This window comes from Peterkaempfera podocarpi, assembly GCF_042466665.1.
GTDB lineage: Bacteria > Actinomycetota > Actinomycetes > Streptomycetales > Streptomycetaceae > Peterkaempfera > Peterkaempfera podocarpi.
This window is the reverse complement of the sequence record NZ_CP162102.1, coordinates 292,455-309,023: the sequence shown is the minus strand read 5'-3', so window position 1 is coordinate 309,023 and position 16,569 is coordinate 292,455. Positions and strand designations below refer to the sequence as shown.

Genomic DNA, 16,569 nt, shown 5'->3' with positions numbered 1-16,569 from the left:
CGGCCGTGGAGGGTGGTCCGCGGCCTTCCCCCGGAGCGCCTGCCGTGAATCCCGGACCTACGGCGGGCGAAGTGCTCCGCGAGGGTGCGGGATCCTCGTCCGCGGGCCCTGATGACGGCCAGCGGCTGGATGCCGCGGTATCAGGCGTGAGACGCGCGGTGCCGTCCGCCGATGCCCCTCAGGCGAGGGTGCGTCCGAGGAAGTCGCGGACATGGCCGGTGAGGGCCTCCAGGTGGCTCTCCAGAGCGAAGTGCCCGGATTCCACCAGATGTATCTCCGCGTCGGGAAGGTCACGCTGGAAGGCGCGCGCTCCGTCAGGGCCGAAGATCTCGTCGTTGGCGCCCCACACGGCCAGCAGCGGCACCTGGGACTCGCGGAAGTACTGCTGCACCGCGGGGTAGAGGTCGACATTGGTCGGGTAGTCGCGGAACAGCTTGAGCTGGATCTCGTCGTTGCCGGGCCGGCCGAGCAGGGCCTGGTCGTGGATCCAGTTGTCGGGGCTGACCACCGTGGGGTCGGCCACGCCGTTCAGGTACTGCCAGCGGGTGATCTCCGGGGTCAGCGCGCCGCGGACCGGGGGTTCCGTGTCCGGGCCCGGGGCCTTGGCGTAGGCGAACAGGCCGTCCCAGAAGGGCTTGACGAAGCTTTCGGTGTACGCGTTGCCGTTCTGCGTGATGATCGCCGAGATCCGCTGCGGGGACTTCAGTGCCAGCCGCCATCCGATGGGCGCGCCGTAGTCATGGACGTACACGGCGAACCGGTCGACACCCAGCTGGTCGAGCAGCCCTGCGGTGACCTCGGTGAGAGCGTCGAAGGTGTACGCGAAGGCATCCAGACCCGGCATCGCCGACTGGCCGAAGCCGATGTGATCGGGTGCGATCACCCGGTAGCGGTCGGCCAGGGCCGGGATGAGGTTGCGGAACATGTGGGAGCTGGTCGGGAAGCCGTGCAGCAGGACCACGACGGGCGCCTGCGGGTCGCCGGCCTCCCGGTGGAAGACATCGAGGCCGTCGACGGTGCGTGTCCTGTAGTGGACGGTGCCACTCATTGCGCCTAACCTCCGTAGCTGATTTAGAGGGTTATGACTTCAGTCGACCACGCGGCATCTAACCTGTCAACGCATCTTTGAGAGTTAGTTTCGGAAGAGTCCTGTCGGCGTCGGGGGCCCTGCGGCTCCCCGGCGGGCTACTGCTCCTGTCCCGGCGACGCACGGGTGGTGCGGGCTTCCTGTGTGGCCCGGCCGTCTTGGCGCGGCTCCGGGCGCGCCTCGCCCCGGCGGCCTCGCTGGGCTCGGGCCGGGGGGTCGGGCGCCATCCGGGGACGAGCGGCCCGACCGCTCGGCTGTGCGGTTGCCTGCCATGTCTCTCCTTCCCGTCCATGGCGCCGCCTCACCGCAACCGGAGCCTCGGCGACTCGCGGGGGGCATGGAGTGCATAACCATTGAGGCTTGCATGGGGGGTTAGGCTGGGTGGAGTCCGGGTGTAACCCGCCGGCCCGGCGAAGTGATCAGGAGATCTGACGGTGATCGATCAGGCACAGGAGGACACGCTCCTGGAGCTCCTCAACACGGCGCCCATGGTGCGGGATGCCGTGCAGGACGAGCTCGCCGACCCGCAGACCGCCCGCCCCTGGCAGCAGGCCCACGGGGGAAGCGGATCCGAGGAGGAGCGCCGGCACCTGATCGCGGCTCGCGATGCCCTCCAGGAGGTGATCCGCGGACGGCGGGAACCCGCTTCGCTGACGGCACTGCTCGAAGGCGTCAGCTCCCGGCCGACCGTGGGCGGCGACGGGATCGCCTGGGAGCTGGACGCTCCCGCCGAGCGCAGGGCCGCAGTCGATGCGGTCCTGACATGGGCCGCCCTGCGGCAGGCGAAACCGGGGCGGCTGCGGCCGTGCGCGAACCCGGACTGCCGGCTCTTCCTCGTGGACCGCAGCAAGTCCAACAAGGCCCGCTGGTGCTCCATGGCGGTGTGCGGGAACCGTATGAAGGCCCGCCGTCACTACGAGCGTGCACACCGGGCCCCGGCCGCCCGGTGAGCCGGGGAGTCATCACCCGCAGGTGAGGTGTCCACCGCGCCGGGCGCCGCCCCGAACCCGCTGCCCCCGCGGGGCCGTCTTCGCCCGAGTCGGCGCCGGTGGATCTCGCCGTGGGCGGCGGCCCGCCGGGTGGACGGGCGCCGGAACCTTTTCACGAGTCTCACAGGACCCCTCCAGGGCCTGCGGAATCAAGGGCTAGCGTGCTTAGGGGCACGCGATCCCGCAGGGAACGCGCGGCCGCAACCGGACCGGATCCGCAACCGGCCGCCGGCCCACGGCGGCACCGCCGGCACAGAAAGAACGCAGATGGACTACTGCTCCTCCTGCCGACGCCACCTCAACGGGGCCCTTTCCTGCCCCGGCTGCGGCGCGTGGGCCCCCGACGTCGCCCCGCTGCTCCAGGGCGGCCGGATTCTGCCTGCGGCCGCCGGGGAGGGGCGCACCGGACGGCACAGTGCGGGCTTCCCCGCGTCGATGCCGTACGAGGAGATCCTCCCCGAAGCCGCGACGGCCCCGGCCGTCCCGGCGGGGCCCGCCACCGGTGAGCCGGGCTACGGGCCGGCGGACCGGTTGGGACCGGTGGGACCGTCCGGGAGTGAAGCGGGCACCGCCTCGCTGCCCCATGGGCGTGCTGCCCGACGCCGTCAGCTGGCGCGCCTGAAGAAGCACCGCCGCCGGGCGCTGATAGCGACTGCCGTCGCCGTGGTCGGCGGCGGTCTGGCCGTCGCCGCACTCCCGAGCGACATACGTCCCGGTCGTGCGGAGGCGGCATCGTCCCCGGACCTGGCGCACCAGGACGTGGACAGTCAGGGCGCTGTACCGAGTCAGCCCGCAGAACCGGCCGCCGGGGCCACGGCACGCCCGACCGCATCCGCCCCCGGGCAGTCGCCGGACCGCGCCGCCACCGCTCCCGCGGCTCCCCGGTCCGACACGGCCGTCACCGCGCGCCCCACCGGCGGGACGGCCGCCCGGGGCGGTGCAAGGACAGCAGCAAGCCCCGCACAGACCGCTTCGCGTCCCACGCCCACGAGTGCGGCGGGTGCCATCTCGGGGACGGCGGGCCAGCAGGTCTCGCCGACGGGCGGCGCAGGGAACGCCACCGCCGGCTCCACCGCCTCCTCCACCCCGCAGGCGTCCCCGTCCGCGACCGCGGGCGGCACCCCGGCCCCGTCCTCGTCCTCCGCCAGCCCCCAGGCCTCCGAGACGCAGCAGGGGGATGCGCAGACGAAGCCCATCTGCCTCCTCGTCCTCTGCATCGGCTGAGGTGGCAGCCCCGGCCGCGCGGATCAGTAGAGGATCGCGCGGACCAGGGAGAGATCGGCCTTCCGGCGCTCGCCGAGACGGTCCACTGGCCAGGCGGCCGAGCCGCCGTAGGCGAGCAGTAGCGTGAGCTCCTGCACCTCCAGGGCGGCCCGCTCGGCGGCTCTCCGGTGCTCACCCGCGTCCAGGGCTTCGCTGATCCGCTCCGGTTGGAGCAGCTCCCCGTCGAGCCGACGGGCGAGCGGACCCCGGGCGACCTCCGGCAGGGCGGTCCCGACGTCGAGGACGGCACGTACCTCCGGGCGGTCCTCCGGCCCCGCATGGAGCCACAGCAGTGCCAGAGCGCCTTCCACCGGGGACCAGATCGCATAGTCCTCCTCGAACAGGACACCGAGGGCGGTGCTGGCGACCAGCCACGCGTCGTCGCGGCGGGATGCGGCCTCGCAGGCGTAGGCGAGCGTGGTGACCGCCCGGAGGTCGCGTGGCGAGCTCACCCGGATCGTTCTGACCGCACGCGCCGCCTTGCGCAGAGTGGCGGGTGCGTCGGGCGTCGCGGCGATGTCCGCGGCCCGGGTGGTGACGAGATGCTCCAGGTGGCCGCTCATCGCCGCTGCGACATCCCTGCGCACGGTCCCGTCCGGTTCGGCGTCCAGGAGGCGGCGGACTCGAAGCAGCGTCTGTGCGGCTCCGGGCATGGCCGGCAGCGCGCAGCCGGCGGCCCTGCGGACGTCGGGGTCCGCAGCATCGGACAGCAGCCGGATCAGCTGCTCCCGGGCCGTGTCGGCGGGCTCGGGGACGGTCTGGGCCGCCTCATCTCCGGCCTTCTGCTCGGCGTACCAGGCCGGATCCTCGGGAGGGATGGCCTGGAGCAGACGCAAGGCCTCGACCCGGACCTGCGGCTCCTCGTCCGGGTTGTCGGCGACGGCGAGGAGGAAGGTCGTCAGAAGCTCCGGATCTCCCGGCTCGGCTTCCCGCGCGAAGGTCCGCAAGGAGGCGGCACGCTCCACAGGGGTGCGGTGCGGGTGTGCCGCGATGAGCTGCCTGGTGTCGGTGCTGCTGGTCGTCGCCACGTTCCGCAGCATTGCATATGCCCGGACCGGGCCGTGCGCGATCTCGTGTGCACCGCGGAGGACAACGACTTCGGCCGAGCGCGGCTTCGGCCGTCCGGGTTGTCCGGCCGCACAGATGGCCCCCTTCGGCGCCCGGGACGCCCGGTCGGCGGCGAGCCGCGCTGTCAGGCGTTCCGCGGCAGCTTGACCTGTCTGCCCGCTGTCGGCGCATCGGGTCCCCCGGACGGACGCCGGCACCCGGTCCAGCGGCCTGAGCGCCGCCCCGCCGTGAGCGGCACCATCGCGGCATCCGCCGTCTGAGCGTTGATCAGCCCCAGGCCGACCGGACGGATCCGGGCGGGTCGGGAGGCAGCCCGCGGCCTCACGGGCGGGCGTACGGGGCAGACCGTCACCCCTGCCTGCCGCCGTGTGCGTCACGCCGCCGGTTCACAGCTGGACGGGCAGGTGGCGGGGTCCGCGAAGCATGGCGTTCTGCCGGTAGGGGGGCGGATCCTGGACCAGATGTGCCGTGCTCAGGAGGGGGATCAGTGCGCCGAGCGCAGCCTGGGCTTCGAGGCGGGCGAGCGGCGCGCCGTAGCAGAGGTGGATACCGCTGCCGAAGCCCAGGTGCGCATTGTCCGGACGGGTGGGGTCGAACCGGTCGGGCTCGTGGAACCGTTTGGGGTCGCGGTTGCCCGAGGCCAGCGCCAGTACGACGGACGTGCCCTTGGGGATCCTGGTACCGGCGACATCGAGGTCGACGCGGGGGATGCGCTCGCGCATATGGACCGGTGGTTCATAGCGCAGCAGTTCCTCGACCGCTTGCGGCAGCAGTCCGGGATCGCGGCGCAGCCGGTCCAGGTCCTCCGGCCGGCGCAGCAGGGTGAGCACCCCGTTGGTGATCAGGTTGACGGTGGTCTCATGCCCCGCGATGAGCAGCAGTACGGCAGTCTCCGCGAGCTCCTCGGTGGTGAGCCGCAGTGCCTGGTCCGGTTCGTTGACGAAGGCGGAGAGCAGGTCGTCGTCCGGCCGGCCACGGCGTTGTTCGGCGAGGCCGACCAGGTACTGGCCCAGCTCGATCCGCGCCTGGTTGCCGGCCTGGGCCCGCTCGGTGGAGTCCTCGTTCGGCCGCACGTCGGCGGATGTGACCAGAGTGTCGGACCAGGACCGGAAGAGCGGCTCGCCTCGCGCGGCACGCCGAGCAGCCGGCAGATCACGGTGACGGGCAGCGGGTAGGCGAAGTCGTCGACGATGTCGATCTCCCGGCCCGGCTGGAAGGCTTCCGTCAGTTCCTTGGTGAGCCGGACGATCTCGCCGCGCATGGCATCGATCCGGCTCGGGCTGTGAGGCGGCCCGAACGGCCGCATGGCCAGGGTGCGCAGCCTGTGGTGCTCGGGGTCGTCGAGGCGCAGAAACGGCAGATTCCCCATCTGCCCGGACGGAGTCGGGGAGGTGCGGCTGCGCGGATCGGCGCTCATCCGCGGGTCATGGAGCAGAGCGGCGATCTCGTGGTAGGTGCCGATCAGGCAGCTGCCGTCCGCCTGCCGGACGACAGGACCGGCCTCGCGCAGTTCCTCGTACAGCGGGTACGGGTCGGGGCGGTTCGCATAGTCGGTGATCCGTGCCAGCAGGGTGTCGGAGTCCATGGTGGCTCCTCGTGGTCGGGCGGGACGTGGGTCAGGCAGGCTGCACCACGGTCAGTCGGCGGTCGGGCAGATACCCGGTCAGCGCCACGGTGGGGCCGTGGGACAGCCCCCTCGGATCCGGCACGTCGGAGGGGATCGGGACCTCGGCCGCGAGCGGACGGTCCGACGCGCCGGGCGCGGGCGGGAACGGCGCCGCGGTCTCGATCAGATGCTGGTAGTAGTCGAGCGACTTGGCCATGTCGACGGTGACTGCGGCCGTGACCCGCCCCTGGTAGCCGTAGACCATCGCCAGTCGGCGTGCCTCCAGTGAGCCCTGGGCGATGACCACATGGTCGGAGAAGGTGGGCACGCCCACCGACTTGATGTTGAGCCCGAACTGGCTCGACCAGAACGTCGGGATGGCGAGGTGCGGGCGCCGCAGCGGACCCGGGCTGACCATGTTGTGGGCCGCCACCTCGGCCTGCGCGACGGCGTTGCCCCAGTGCTCCAGGGAGAGCATCTGGTACCCGAAGAGGGGGTGCGGGAACCGGGAGACGTCGCCGGCCACAAAGACGTCGTCGGTGACGATCCCGTACATGTTGAAGGCCCGGCACCCGGCGTCGCAGGCGATCCCGCGCGAGCCTGCTGCCAGCCCGGACTCGGCCAGCCACTCGACGTTGCGGACCGCCCCCAGCGCCACGACGCACACATCCGCGTCGACACGGCTGCCGTCCGACAGGTCCGCACCGGTGAACCGGCCGTTCCCGTCCCCGCGCAGGGTGGTGACCGTCACCCCGCACCGCAGATCCACGCCGTGGTTGCGGTGCATGGCGGCCGCAAGCTTCGACAGCGTCCCGCCGAGCGCGCCCACCAGAGGCGCGGGACCGCGTTCGGCGACGGTGACGGCCAGCCCTCGTTCCCGGCAGGCCGAGGCGATCTCCGAGCCGGTGAAGCCGCCGCCGATCACCAGCACCCGCTCCGGCCCGGCCGCCAGCCGCTCGGCCAGCTCCCCGGCCTCGTCACGGGTGCGCAGGGTGAAGACCCCGTCCAGGGACGCCTCGTCCGGGTTGGGCCAGGGCCGAGCCCTGGTCCCGGTGGCGATCAGCAGCCGGTCGAACGGCAGCGACTCGCCGTCGGCCAGCATCACCCGTTTCCCGAGCGGGTCCAGCCCGGTGGCGCGTACTCCCAGCCGCCAGTCGGCATCCGGATCCCGGCGCATCGGCAGCGCCGTGGTGTCCGCAGGCACCTTGCCGAGCAGCACCTGCTTGGACAGCGGCGGCCGGTCGTAGGGCGGACAGGGCTCATCCCCCACCACGGTCAGTGAGCCGGCGAAGCCCTCCTCGCGCAGCGTCTCCGCGGCCCTCAGCCCGGCCAGCGACGCACCGACGATCACGATGCGGCCCTCGCGCAGATCACCGGGCACCGGCACTCACCTCCTTGCCGACGAGGATGGCCTGGACCGGGCAGGCGGCTGCTGCCTGGCGCACGTATTCCAGCTGTTCGTCCGGGACGGCCGGGGCGTACAGCAACCCCTCCTCACCGTGCAGCTCGAACACCTCGGGCGCCAGGAAGACGCACTGGGCGTAGCCCTGGCAGCGGGTGAGATCCACAAGGATCTGCATGGCGAGCCACTCCCTGAGTCGAACCGGCGTTCCCGTCTCTTTCTACGCCGGAGTCGAACCGGGCGCTCGTTGCGCCCGTGCCGCCTCCGGTGCCCGCGCTGCTGCTCATCGGCGGGTCCGGGGAGGAGCGGAAGCGGCCGTCCGTGCAGGTTCGTCCGATCGGCGGCCCCCGTCGCAGCAGCCGGGCGCGGATGGGACGGGGGCCGCCGGTCGGTGGTCAGGCCGGTGGCTCGATCCGGAAGGCCGGAGCAGGCGCGGGCGAGTACGGCGGCCGGCTGGTCACCCGCGAGCCGACCCGGGGTGGGGTATGCCGGAAACCCGGTGGAGTTCCGCCGACCCTGACAAATAGGGTCGCGGCATGAGCACCCGTACCTTCCGCATCACCATCCGCGGCGTCTTCGACGCGCTCACCAGCGACCAGCGGGCGCAGCTCCTGGCCCGTGCCGCGGAGCACGACGTCCTGCGCGCGGCGTTCACCGCGGAGGGCCACCTCAGCTACGACCTCGCCGCGCGGTCTGCGTTCACCTTCCGCTTCCAGGACTCGGGAGAGGCCGAGGAGGACATCCTCGAGGCGACCGAACGTGCCGAAGAGGCAGCCAAGGCATGGCTGACCGGGCGTGGCTACGGATACAAGAACCTCAGGTCCCACGCCGAAGACCTCTCCCAGGCGCCCCTGGGCAAACGGCAGCGCCGCGCCGCTGCCCGCGGGAGCGCCTGACCCTGCGGCAGCGGCCCGGACAGCCCTCTTTCCGGCGGCTGGACGGTGCCCGCCGGGCCCGCACACGGGGGGCGCAACCCCGCTGCCGCGCTGCCGCGCGGCTGGTCCGGTGGCGGAGGCGTGATGGGTTCAGGCGATCAGGACCCTGGGAGCGATTGCCGGCGACGGGACGGCTGGTTGCTCAGGGCTGTACTGCGTCGAACGGCAGAACGCGGTGAAAGACGACCACGGCCTGGCCGGGGCCGTTGTAGTCATCGACGATCTCCGCGTCGAAGCCGAGGCGGCGGTGGAATGCGATCGAGCCGGTGTTTCCGAGTGACGTGATCGCCTTCAGCCGTAGCGCGCCGTGGCGATGCGCTGCCTCAGCGAACGCCGCATACAGACGGCGTCCGAGACCGGTGCCGCGGGCATCGTCCCGAGTGGCGATCAGGTGCACATATCCGGTGCCGGTCGGGGTGACGAACCCGAGGACGTACCCGTGGATTCCGTCCTCGGCTCGGGCGACCAGGCAGGTTTCACCGAACTCGTGCACCAACTCCGGACGGTGCAGCGACCTGAGGTCGCGTTCTCCCCAGTACCGATGGTGATCAGCAAGAACCTGGTGGAGGTCCGCTGTCCCGGCCGATGTGATCTGTGAGCCCATGGCAGCGATCATGGCAGGCGTCCTGCTCGTTCGAGGAGCGGGGGCGCTGATCGGTCCGTGACACAGCAAGAGCCGCACGGATTCGGCGACCCTTCCTGCCCGGTCCGGGGTCTCCCGCGTGCCCGGAGGACCACCGGTGGCAGGACCGGCCCTGAACTGGTGCGGCGCACGCCGGGGCGCAAGCGGGCGGGGAGCGCACGATCCGGGTGGGATGCCGCCGGACGTGGCTCCGGCGGCTGCCTGGGGCGGGACCGCCCCGCAGGTGCGGTGACGGGTGAGACCTCGTTCCGCCCGCACCGACCGTGGTTTGGCCCCCGGGAGCGGGGAGGTATTTGTCCATCCACGGGACAGTTCCGGGCCGTCAGCGGTTCCACAGGGCCGGCGCGACGCGGCCCACGAGGAGGAAGCAGGATCATGGATCTCAGCGGTGTGCCACCGATCACGATCGTCCGGCCCGGGGAGGGCCAGAGCGTGCACATCCCCGGCTTCGGAGCCGACTTCAAGCTCTGGAGCGACACCACCGGCGGTGCGGTGTCCATGGTGGAGCACCCCTTCGACGTCGGTGTGATCACCGCGCCGCATCGGCACACCAGGGAGGACGAGTACTCCATCGTCCTCGAGGGCGAGATCGGCTTCCGCTCCGACGACGCCGAGACGGTCCTCGGCCCGGGCGGATACATCATCAAGCCGCGTGGACAGATGCACGCCATGTGGAACGCGGGCGACGTTCGCGCCCGGATGATCGAGATCATCATCCCCGGCGGCTTCGAGCACTACTTCCGTGAACTCGGCGATCTGATGGCGTCCAGCGTGACCGACCGGGGCGCCTTCAACGAACTGGCGGAGAGGTACGGACTGACCTACGGCCACCCCGACTGGCTCGACGACATCGTCCACCGCTACGGCCTAAACCCGCCCACCCACTGACAGCCGCGACCACCCGCCGGCCCGCTCGCCTGCCGGGCGCCGCCGAGTCGATCGAGTGCGGTCGGGAGGGATATGAGCCCTCGGTGGCCGTCGGGCGTATCCGTGCGGCGAGTCGACGCCTGCGTCCCGGCAGGGGTGACCTCGGCGACCTGTCCCCACCTGCCCCCGGGCGCCCTCGTCCGCCCCCGTCCGCACTGGCGCCGCCCCCGTTGCCTGCGCCCCTGACGAGCCAGGGGCCGGGCAGGCACTTGCCGCCTCTCGTATCTGCCACAAGGAGTCCGATGCCTTACTTCCGCAGACGGCCGATGGAGATCGAAGCCATCCGCTGGACCGGCGACAACGCGGATCAGGTTCGCGCATTCGTTTCGACCAAGAGCGGGGGCGAGCCCGCCTTTGCGGTCCGGCGGCAGGTGGCACAGGTATGGGCCAGGGAGGAAGGCTGCTGGGTGGACTGCCCGGTCGGTCACTGGGTGGCCCGAGGTGTCCTGGGGGAGTACTACCCGGTGAGCCCCGCTGCGATGGAGGCCTCGTACGAAATGGTCGGCGCAGCGCAGGAGGCGGAGGATCCGGAGGGCCGTCTGCAGCGGCCCTGATCGTCGATCGTCGTCGGCAGACCATCGTCAGCATGCTGGGGCGCGGCCCAGGGGTGGTAGCGGTCTCGGCCTGGGATCCGGCAGGAAGACACGGTTGCCGCAGGAACCGGCGGAGCCGGTGCGCGGTGTCGTGGACGCACGGGGCGAGGTCCGGGACGCATGGTCCCCGATCTCGTCGAGGATGAGCGGGATCAGGCTTTCGGGGGCCTGCCGCTGCGGAACTGCCCATTCCCGGGGGTGACTTCACGGGCACGGCTCGCCCGAGAAGGTAGCGCCTCCACCGGCCATTCCACGTCGCCGGCCTCGTGGACGGGGCTACGCTGTGCCCTGCGGTTCCGGTCTGGTCTTCGGCCTTGTCCACCGATGATCAGCCGTAGCCGTACACGCGGCCTGCTGCCGGCCGTTCCACGACGGTGAGTCCGAACGCAGATACCGAGAGGTTGGGGTGTCCCGCAGAGTGTCGACATCGCCCGAGTTCCGTGGCTTCGACTTGGTGCGGCGGGGCTATGACCGCAGCGAAGTGGACCGCTACCTCGAAGCCCTCTCCCAGGCCGACCCACAGGCGCCCCGTCCGGCGTTCCGGATCAGACTGCGGGGCTACGACCGTGGGCAGGTTGACGCGCGCATCGCGGACCTTCTCGCCGGCGGAGGCGTCGGGGAGTAACCCCGCCTGCTCCAGATAGTGACGGCCCGTCGGCCGCCTCAGGCAGGAGCCGTCAGCGCGGTTCGTCTGTGGGCCGCGACGGTGACCGATGGAGGGGGCCAGGTGGGCGCCGCTGATCGCGCGACGGCGTGTCTGGACGGATTCGACGCGCGAGGACGTCGGCAGGGCTGCCCGCGCCGCACGTGACCTCGATGCGGAGCTGGATGTCGCCCTGAGCCCTGCAACCGGCCGGTGTCGGGCATGACGGACGTCAGAACCACGGCGAATACGGACTGGCTCACGATCACCGCCGCTCGCGAGAGACTGCCAGGTTCCCTCCACCCCGAGGCGGTCGGTTGCGCCTGACTGCGTGATCGCGGCATCGACTGGATGCCATTCGCCAAACGCCGCCTGCCCCGCATGCCCACGAGCATCCGACGCAGCCCGAGTAGGAACAGCGCTGCCGGTACTGGCGACAGCCGGAATCGCCCTCGGCCGGAGTGCTCGGCGTCTCGCCGACGTGGCCGGTCCAGTGGGCCCCTGAGTGTGTTTCCCACCTGAACCCGGGCGGCTCCCCGCCTGACTCCACCGACCGAAAGGCGCCGCTCACATGCGACCTGCCCTGTTCACCGTCGACCTTCCGTCCCCAGGACGACTGAGCACCATGGCCAGACCCCGTGGCGGCGACTGGCTCGAGGACGAGATGACCGCGCTGAACGGCGCAGGCGTCGCCGTCCTGGTCTGCGCGCTCACCGGACCCGAACTCGATGAGCTCGGCCTCGCGGAGGAACCGGAACGAGCCGCGGCAGCCGGGTTGCAGTTCGTCGCCACACCCATCGTCGACCGTGCCGTTCCCGAACTCGCCGCGATCCTGCCGACCCTGCGCCTACTTGCTCAGCGGCTGCGCGAGGGAGCCCATGTGGTCATCCACTGCCGTGCCGGCACCGGACGCGCATCTCTCCTGGCTGCCGCACTGCTCATCCTCAACGGCAGCGATCCCGAGACAGCCTGGGGCCGGATCGAGCAGGCACGCGGACTCGCAGTCCCGGATACCGCCGAGCAACGGGAGTGGACGATGAAGCTGCTCGAGCACGCATGATGCCGACGACGCCCCGCAGATCCGGCATGCCCGGCTGCCGGTGAGACTCTGCGTGGCGAGCGAGCCGATGCGGGGGGATCGAGCCCGGCTACAGGGCGGATCGGTTGACGCAGTGACGGCCCTTGGGGCGGTGGACTGTACGGTGGCGGGGGAGGCGGGCAGTGCGATCCTGCCGGCGGAGGTTCTTGTTGAACTCCTCCACCGCGGAGCTTCTGGACCTGGCCGCGTGATCAGTGTGGAATCGTAGGATCCGGGCGGCCTCCTCGTCCGCGGCGGTGCTGTCGTGGTCCGGTGCTCCGCAGCCGGGCAGGCCGGTTCCCGGCGCTGCCGCAGCGGGAGCGGTGCCCGTCACCCATCGCTGTGTGCCCCTGCTGGGGCGGCGTGCGACATGCGGTTGATGGGTGTCGAAACTTTCGCAGAGCTTGCGAGCGACCTCGTGAGCCTCGCATCCACCCGAGGGCGCGTCGAGACATCCTTCCGGACGCGGAGACGCTCTATGGGCACGATCAATTGCGGATCCCGAAATGATTCGATGTCAACTCCAGTTGATCACATATGAGTTTCGGGGAACTTTCGGAAACCGAACTCATTGACCGTCAATCCAAGGTGGGCGCATACTCTCCAGTGATCGAAACCTCCCCGTAACGGAGGCGACTCCGTACGGTCACATCCATCCCACCCCGGGACTGTCCAGGCGTGCATGCCCGGAGACCGGAAGGCAGAGGTTGCAGTGATCGTGAAACCTTCGCGTACCCGCACCTCGGTCATCCCCGACACGGTCGGCGCACCGTCCCTGGTCGGCGCCACCGAGTTGTCGGATGTCGCCAATCCGGCGCGCAGCCTGGACGTGGCCGCGCATCGACCTTCCGGCCACGCGGATGCAGGCGGGGCTGAGGCGGCGCGCACGTGCGGGGCGCTGGACCGTGGCCTCGGGCGTGATCTTCCGGAGGCCGTCCATGACTCGACGGAGGCGGACCAGCACTCCCGCCTTCGACAGACCTCAATCACCTTCGATCCGGTCGGCGCCGGTATCGGCGGAAGTCACCGTTGATCCAAATGTCGTCCCTGCACACGGCCTGAATCGGTGTCGACTCGGGTGACCAGTGCGGGCTGGTTCCCATAGGCCCGCCTGCACCGCATTGCGTGCCACCGGCGTGTGGTTGCCGTCGCCTCGGCCACCCCGCGTCCAGGTCGCCTGAAGCCCCGCCGGGTCGGATCGGCCACCCGGCGTCCGCTCCAATCTGCACCAGGAGGAAGCGCGTACATGAACACTGTCCTCACTCGTTCAAGGTTCCGCATGCGCGGGCGCCTCAGGTGGATTCTCGCGCTGGTCGCGGCCGTGCTGCTGATCCCCGCCACCGCCCACGCGGACACCACGGTCACCTCGAACCAGACCGGCACCAACAACGGCTATTTCTACTCGTTCTGGAGCCAGAACAGTGGTCAGGCCTCGATGACCATGGGTGCCGGCGGCCAGTACAGCACCACGTTCAACAATGTCGCCAACTTCGTTGCGGGCAAGGGCTGGAGCACCGGCAACCGCAACCCGGTGACCTACTCGGGCACCTGGAGCACCTCCGGCAACGCCTACCTGTCGCTGTACGGGTGGACCACCAACCCGCTGGTGGAGTACTACATCGTCGACAACTACGGCTCCTACAAGCCCACCGGCACCTACAAGGGCACGGTGACCTCCGACGGCGGCACGTACGACATCTACGAGACCCAGCGGGTCAACCAGCCCTCGATCCAGGGCACGGCGACGTTCAACCAGTACTGGAGTGTGCGGCAGTCCAAGCGGACCGGCGGCACCATCACCGTCGGCAACCACTTCGACGCCTGGGCCAGCCACGGCATGAACCTGGGCTCGATGAACTACGAGATCCTGGCCACCGAGGGCTACCAGAGCAGCGGCAGCTCCAACATCACCGTCGGCTCCTCCAGCGGCGGCGGCACCACCGGCGGCACCACGGGTGGGACGACCGGGGGCACCACGGGCGGCACGACGGGCGGCGGCGGGAGTTGCACCGCGACCCTGTCCGCGGGTCAGCAGTGGAGTGACCGCTACAACCTGAATGTCTCGGTGACCGGTTCCAGCACCTGGACGGTGACGATGAAGGTTCCGTCGCCGGAGAAGGTGATGGCGACCTGGAACATCAACGCCAGCTACCCCGACGCGCAGACCCTGGTGGCCAAGCCCAACGGCAGCGGCAACAACTGGGGTGCCACCATCCAGACCAACGGCGCCTGGACCTGGCCGACGGTCAGCTGCAGTCCCAGCTGAGCATCCCGCACAACCAGCAACACCGCACCTGTGGCGCGGCGGCCCCGGCCGTCGCGCCACACCGCTATCAACCGCCAACCGCCGGCCGTGGATTGCGGGTCGTGGGAATCAGGACGCGTCCCCCAGGAGGAAACTGCTCTCCCGTCCTGACCGGGACGGGTGAGGCGGCTCCGCCATGTCCTCGGAAGTTCGTCGTCGCAATCAGCAGCCTTCCCGACGCTGCACCGAGCAGACACCTGCCCGTGGCCCGCCGGACATCGGCGGGCCACGCGCATTCCTGCCGACCCTGAATGCCGCTTTCGGTGCGACGGGCAATCACCCGGTCGCCTCCGCCGAAGCGTTCGCCGCCCCGACCACGAATGGGGCGACCGGCTGTCTCCGATTCCGGGCGAGCACTACAGTGAGGCACCGGACTGAGGGGGTCGGGTGGGTACGTTCACAGCACTTTCTGCCGGTGATCCAGCAAGAATCGGGCGCTACCAGCTTGTGGCGCGTCTGGGGGCCGGTGGAATGGGACGGGTCTTTCTTGCCCGTTCACCGGGTGGTCGTCTGCTGGCTGTCAAAGTCATCCGTCCGGAACTGGCCGAAGACCCGGAGTTCCGGCGTCGCTTCGCACGCGAGGTGGCCGCGGCACGAAGCGTGACCGGTCTGTTCACCGCGGCGGTCATCGATGCCGACACCGATGCGTCACCACCCTGGCTCGCCACCGCGTACATCCCCGGGACCGACTTGGGCACCGCGCTCACCAGCCATGGCCCCTGGCCGGAGGAGGCGGTGGCCCGCCTCGGCGCCGGCCTCGCGGAAGCCCTCGAAGCGATCCACGACGTCGGTGTGATCCACCGGGACCTCAAGCCGGCGAACGTCCTGCTCTCCAGCGACGGCCCCCGCGTGATCGACTTCGGGATCTCCGTGGCGACCGAGCACACCGCGCTCACCAGTACCGGCGTCACCATCGGCACACCGGGGTACATGTCGCCGGAGCAGATCACCGGGGACCCGGTCGGACCCGCCACCGACGTCTTCTCACTCGGCGCGGTCCTGGCCTACACGGCCACCGGCCATGCGCCCTTCGGAAGCGGCTCCGGCCATGCCCTGAGCTACCGGGTGGTGCATGAGCACCCCAACCTGGACGCCGTGCCCCAGCAGCTCCGTACGACCCTGGCACGCTGCCTGGACAAGAACCCCGCGAACCGCCCCAGCCTGCCCGATCTCCTCCAGGAACTCACCAGCGGAGTCCAGGACAGCACCGTCCGCCTCCGGCAGGCCGACTGGTTCCCGGCGCGGGTCACGCAGACGGTCCTCGACCAGGCCCAGCTGCCGGAGCTGCAACTGCCGCCGACCCGGCAGGACCTGTCGGCCCGGCAGGACCCGCAGGCCCGGCAGGACCCGCCGACGGAGCCACCCGCCGATGCCACCCCGCATGCGGAACCGACAGCAGCGCCGACACCCGCTCCGCAACCGGGCCCCGGACCCGCAGCGGGGAAGCGCAAGCCTCGCCGCGTCGTGGTGGTGGCAAGCGGAGCCGCCGTCATCGCAGCGGGCGCGGCCGCCTGGGTGCTGTGGTTGACGGCCCCGACCATCAGCACCGCCCAGCTGGTCACAGCCTGTACCGACATGTACAGCGACGGCGAGCTGACCCACAAGCAGTGCGAGCAGATCGCCGACTGCTACGAGCCGCACCTGCACGGTGTCTCCAACGAGCAGTTCAAGGCCGTGGTCGACTACAACCTCCGCGGCTCAGGATCGAAGCCGGCCAAATACGACGAGGTGGAAGCAGCCCGGCAGAAATGCGCCCAGGCCCTCTCCTCGATCTCAGCCTATGTGGACGGCACAGCCGGAGACACCTGAGCCGTCTCCCACTCCAGGGAGTGCAGGCTGTGACGTACCACGGTCCGCAGTGAAGAGACCATGCCGGCCGCGGCCCCGAAGGGAGGCTGCCGCCGGCACGGTCGCAACCCCGCCGGTCCGGGGCGTGGAGGGACCCCTGCGGCGAGGCGGTGCACGGAGAGAGGCCACGGTCTGGCCCCTGGTCCCTGACCCCTGACCCCTGGCCCCTGACCTCGGAGCCG

Annotated in this window: 14 protein-coding genes and 1 pseudogene; 9 read left to right on the top strand and 6 right to left on the bottom strand. The window is 70.8% G+C overall.

The features are described 5' to 3' along the window. Nucleotides 1-178: 178 nt before the first annotated feature. Nucleotides 179-1,048 carry an alpha/beta fold hydrolase gene (locus tag AB0761_RS01380; protein WP_377266972.1) on the bottom strand — a complete coding sequence of 290 codons (870 nt, stop codon included), beginning with the start codon at nucleotides 1,046-1,048 and terminating at the stop codon, nucleotides 179-181. A 473-nt stretch (nucleotides 1,049-1,521) separates the two neighbouring features. On the opposite strand from AB0761_RS01380, the gene AB0761_RS01375 reads away from it, so the two are divergent. Continuing rightward, on the top strand, nucleotides 1,522-2,037 hold the full coding sequence (locus tag AB0761_RS01375; protein ID WP_377266971.1) for a CGNR zinc finger domain-containing protein: 516 nt from the start codon (nucleotides 1,522-1,524) through the stop codon (nucleotides 2,035-2,037). Nucleotides 2,038-2,343: 306 nt separating this feature from the next. Then, nucleotides 2,344-3,300 (top strand): hypothetical protein, encoded by a 957-nt coding sequence (locus AB0761_RS01370; protein WP_377266970.1) that lies wholly within the window; start codon nucleotides 2,344-2,346, stop codon nucleotides 3,298-3,300. 23 nt (nucleotides 3,301-3,323) lie between these two features. Here the strand turns inward: AB0761_RS01370 and AB0761_RS01365 are convergent, their stop codons facing one another. The 4 genes and pseudogenes from AB0761_RS01365 to AB0761_RS01350 form a co-directional block, all read right to left on the bottom strand. After that, on the bottom strand, nucleotides 3,324-4,367 hold the full coding sequence (locus AB0761_RS01365; RefSeq protein WP_377266969.1) for a DUF6707 family protein: 1,044 nt from the start codon (nucleotides 4,365-4,367) through the stop codon (nucleotides 3,324-3,326). Nucleotides 4,368-4,793: 426 nt separating this feature from the next. Continuing rightward, nucleotides 4,794-5,992 (bottom strand): annotated as a pseudogene (locus AB0761_RS01360) (cytochrome P450). 31 nt (nucleotides 5,993-6,023) lie between these two features. Beyond that, nucleotides 6,024-7,394 carry an NAD(P)/FAD-dependent oxidoreductase gene (locus AB0761_RS01355; protein ID WP_377266968.1) on the bottom strand — a complete coding sequence of 457 codons (1,371 nt, stop codon included), beginning with the start codon at nucleotides 7,392-7,394 and terminating at the stop codon, nucleotides 6,024-6,026. Continuing rightward, nucleotides 7,384-7,593: a ferredoxin gene (locus tag AB0761_RS01350; RefSeq protein ID WP_377266967.1), complete on the bottom strand. Its 210-nt coding sequence runs from the start codon at nucleotides 7,591-7,593 to the stop codon at nucleotides 7,384-7,386. Before AB0761_RS01350 ends, AB0761_RS01355 begins: the two co-directional genes overlap by 11 nt. Nucleotides 7,594-7,951: 358 nt before the next feature. Here AB0761_RS01350 and AB0761_RS01345 point away from each other — a divergent pair, with 358 nt between their 5' ends. Next, the gene (locus tag AB0761_RS01345) at nucleotides 7,952-8,311 is read left to right on the top strand and encodes a DUF6204 family protein (protein WP_377266966.1); all 360 of its coding nucleotides are present in this window, start codon (nucleotides 7,952-7,954) and stop codon (nucleotides 8,309-8,311) included. Between the two features lie 181 nt (nucleotides 8,312-8,492). Here the strand turns inward: AB0761_RS01345 and AB0761_RS01340 are convergent, their stop codons facing one another. Continuing rightward, nucleotides 8,493-8,966, bottom strand: a complete 474-nt coding sequence (locus tag AB0761_RS01340; protein ID WP_377266965.1) for a GNAT family N-acetyltransferase — start codon at nucleotides 8,964-8,966, stop codon at nucleotides 8,493-8,495. Nucleotides 8,967-9,368: 402 nt separating this feature from the next. On the opposite strand from AB0761_RS01340, the gene AB0761_RS01335 reads away from it, so the two are divergent. The 6 genes from AB0761_RS01335 (at nucleotide 9,369) to AB0761_RS01310 (ending at nucleotide 16,348) form a co-directional block, all read left to right on the top strand. After that, on the top strand, nucleotides 9,369-9,881 hold the full coding sequence (locus AB0761_RS01335; RefSeq protein ID WP_377266964.1) for a cupin domain-containing protein: 513 nt from the start codon (nucleotides 9,369-9,371) through the stop codon (nucleotides 9,879-9,881). A 305-nt stretch (nucleotides 9,882-10,186) separates the two neighbouring features. After that, nucleotides 10,187-10,474 carry a hypothetical protein gene (locus AB0761_RS01330; RefSeq protein ID WP_377266963.1) on the top strand — a complete coding sequence of 96 codons (288 nt, stop codon included), beginning with the start codon at nucleotides 10,187-10,189 and terminating at the stop codon, nucleotides 10,472-10,474. Between the two features lie 457 nt (nucleotides 10,475-10,931). Then, nucleotides 10,932-11,138, top strand: coding sequence for a DivIVA domain-containing protein (locus tag AB0761_RS01325; protein ID WP_377266962.1), 207 nt, complete (start codon nucleotides 10,932-10,934; stop codon nucleotides 11,136-11,138). Between the two features lie 589 nt (nucleotides 11,139-11,727). After that, entirely contained in the window at nucleotides 11,728-12,216 is a 489-nt protein-coding gene (locus AB0761_RS01320; RefSeq protein WP_377266961.1) for a tyrosine protein phosphatase, read from the top strand. A 1,297-nt stretch (nucleotides 12,217-13,513) separates the two neighbouring features. Further along, nucleotides 13,514-14,500 (top strand): glycoside hydrolase family 11 protein, encoded by a 987-nt coding sequence (locus AB0761_RS01315; protein WP_377266960.1) that lies wholly within the window; start codon nucleotides 13,514-13,516, stop codon nucleotides 14,498-14,500. A 426-nt stretch (nucleotides 14,501-14,926) separates the two neighbouring features. Beyond that, a complete protein-coding gene (locus tag AB0761_RS01310; RefSeq protein ID WP_377266959.1) occupies nucleotides 14,927-16,348 on the top strand; it encodes a serine/threonine-protein kinase in 1,422 nt (473 codons plus the stop codon). Nucleotides 16,349-16,569: the final 221 nt, after the last annotated feature.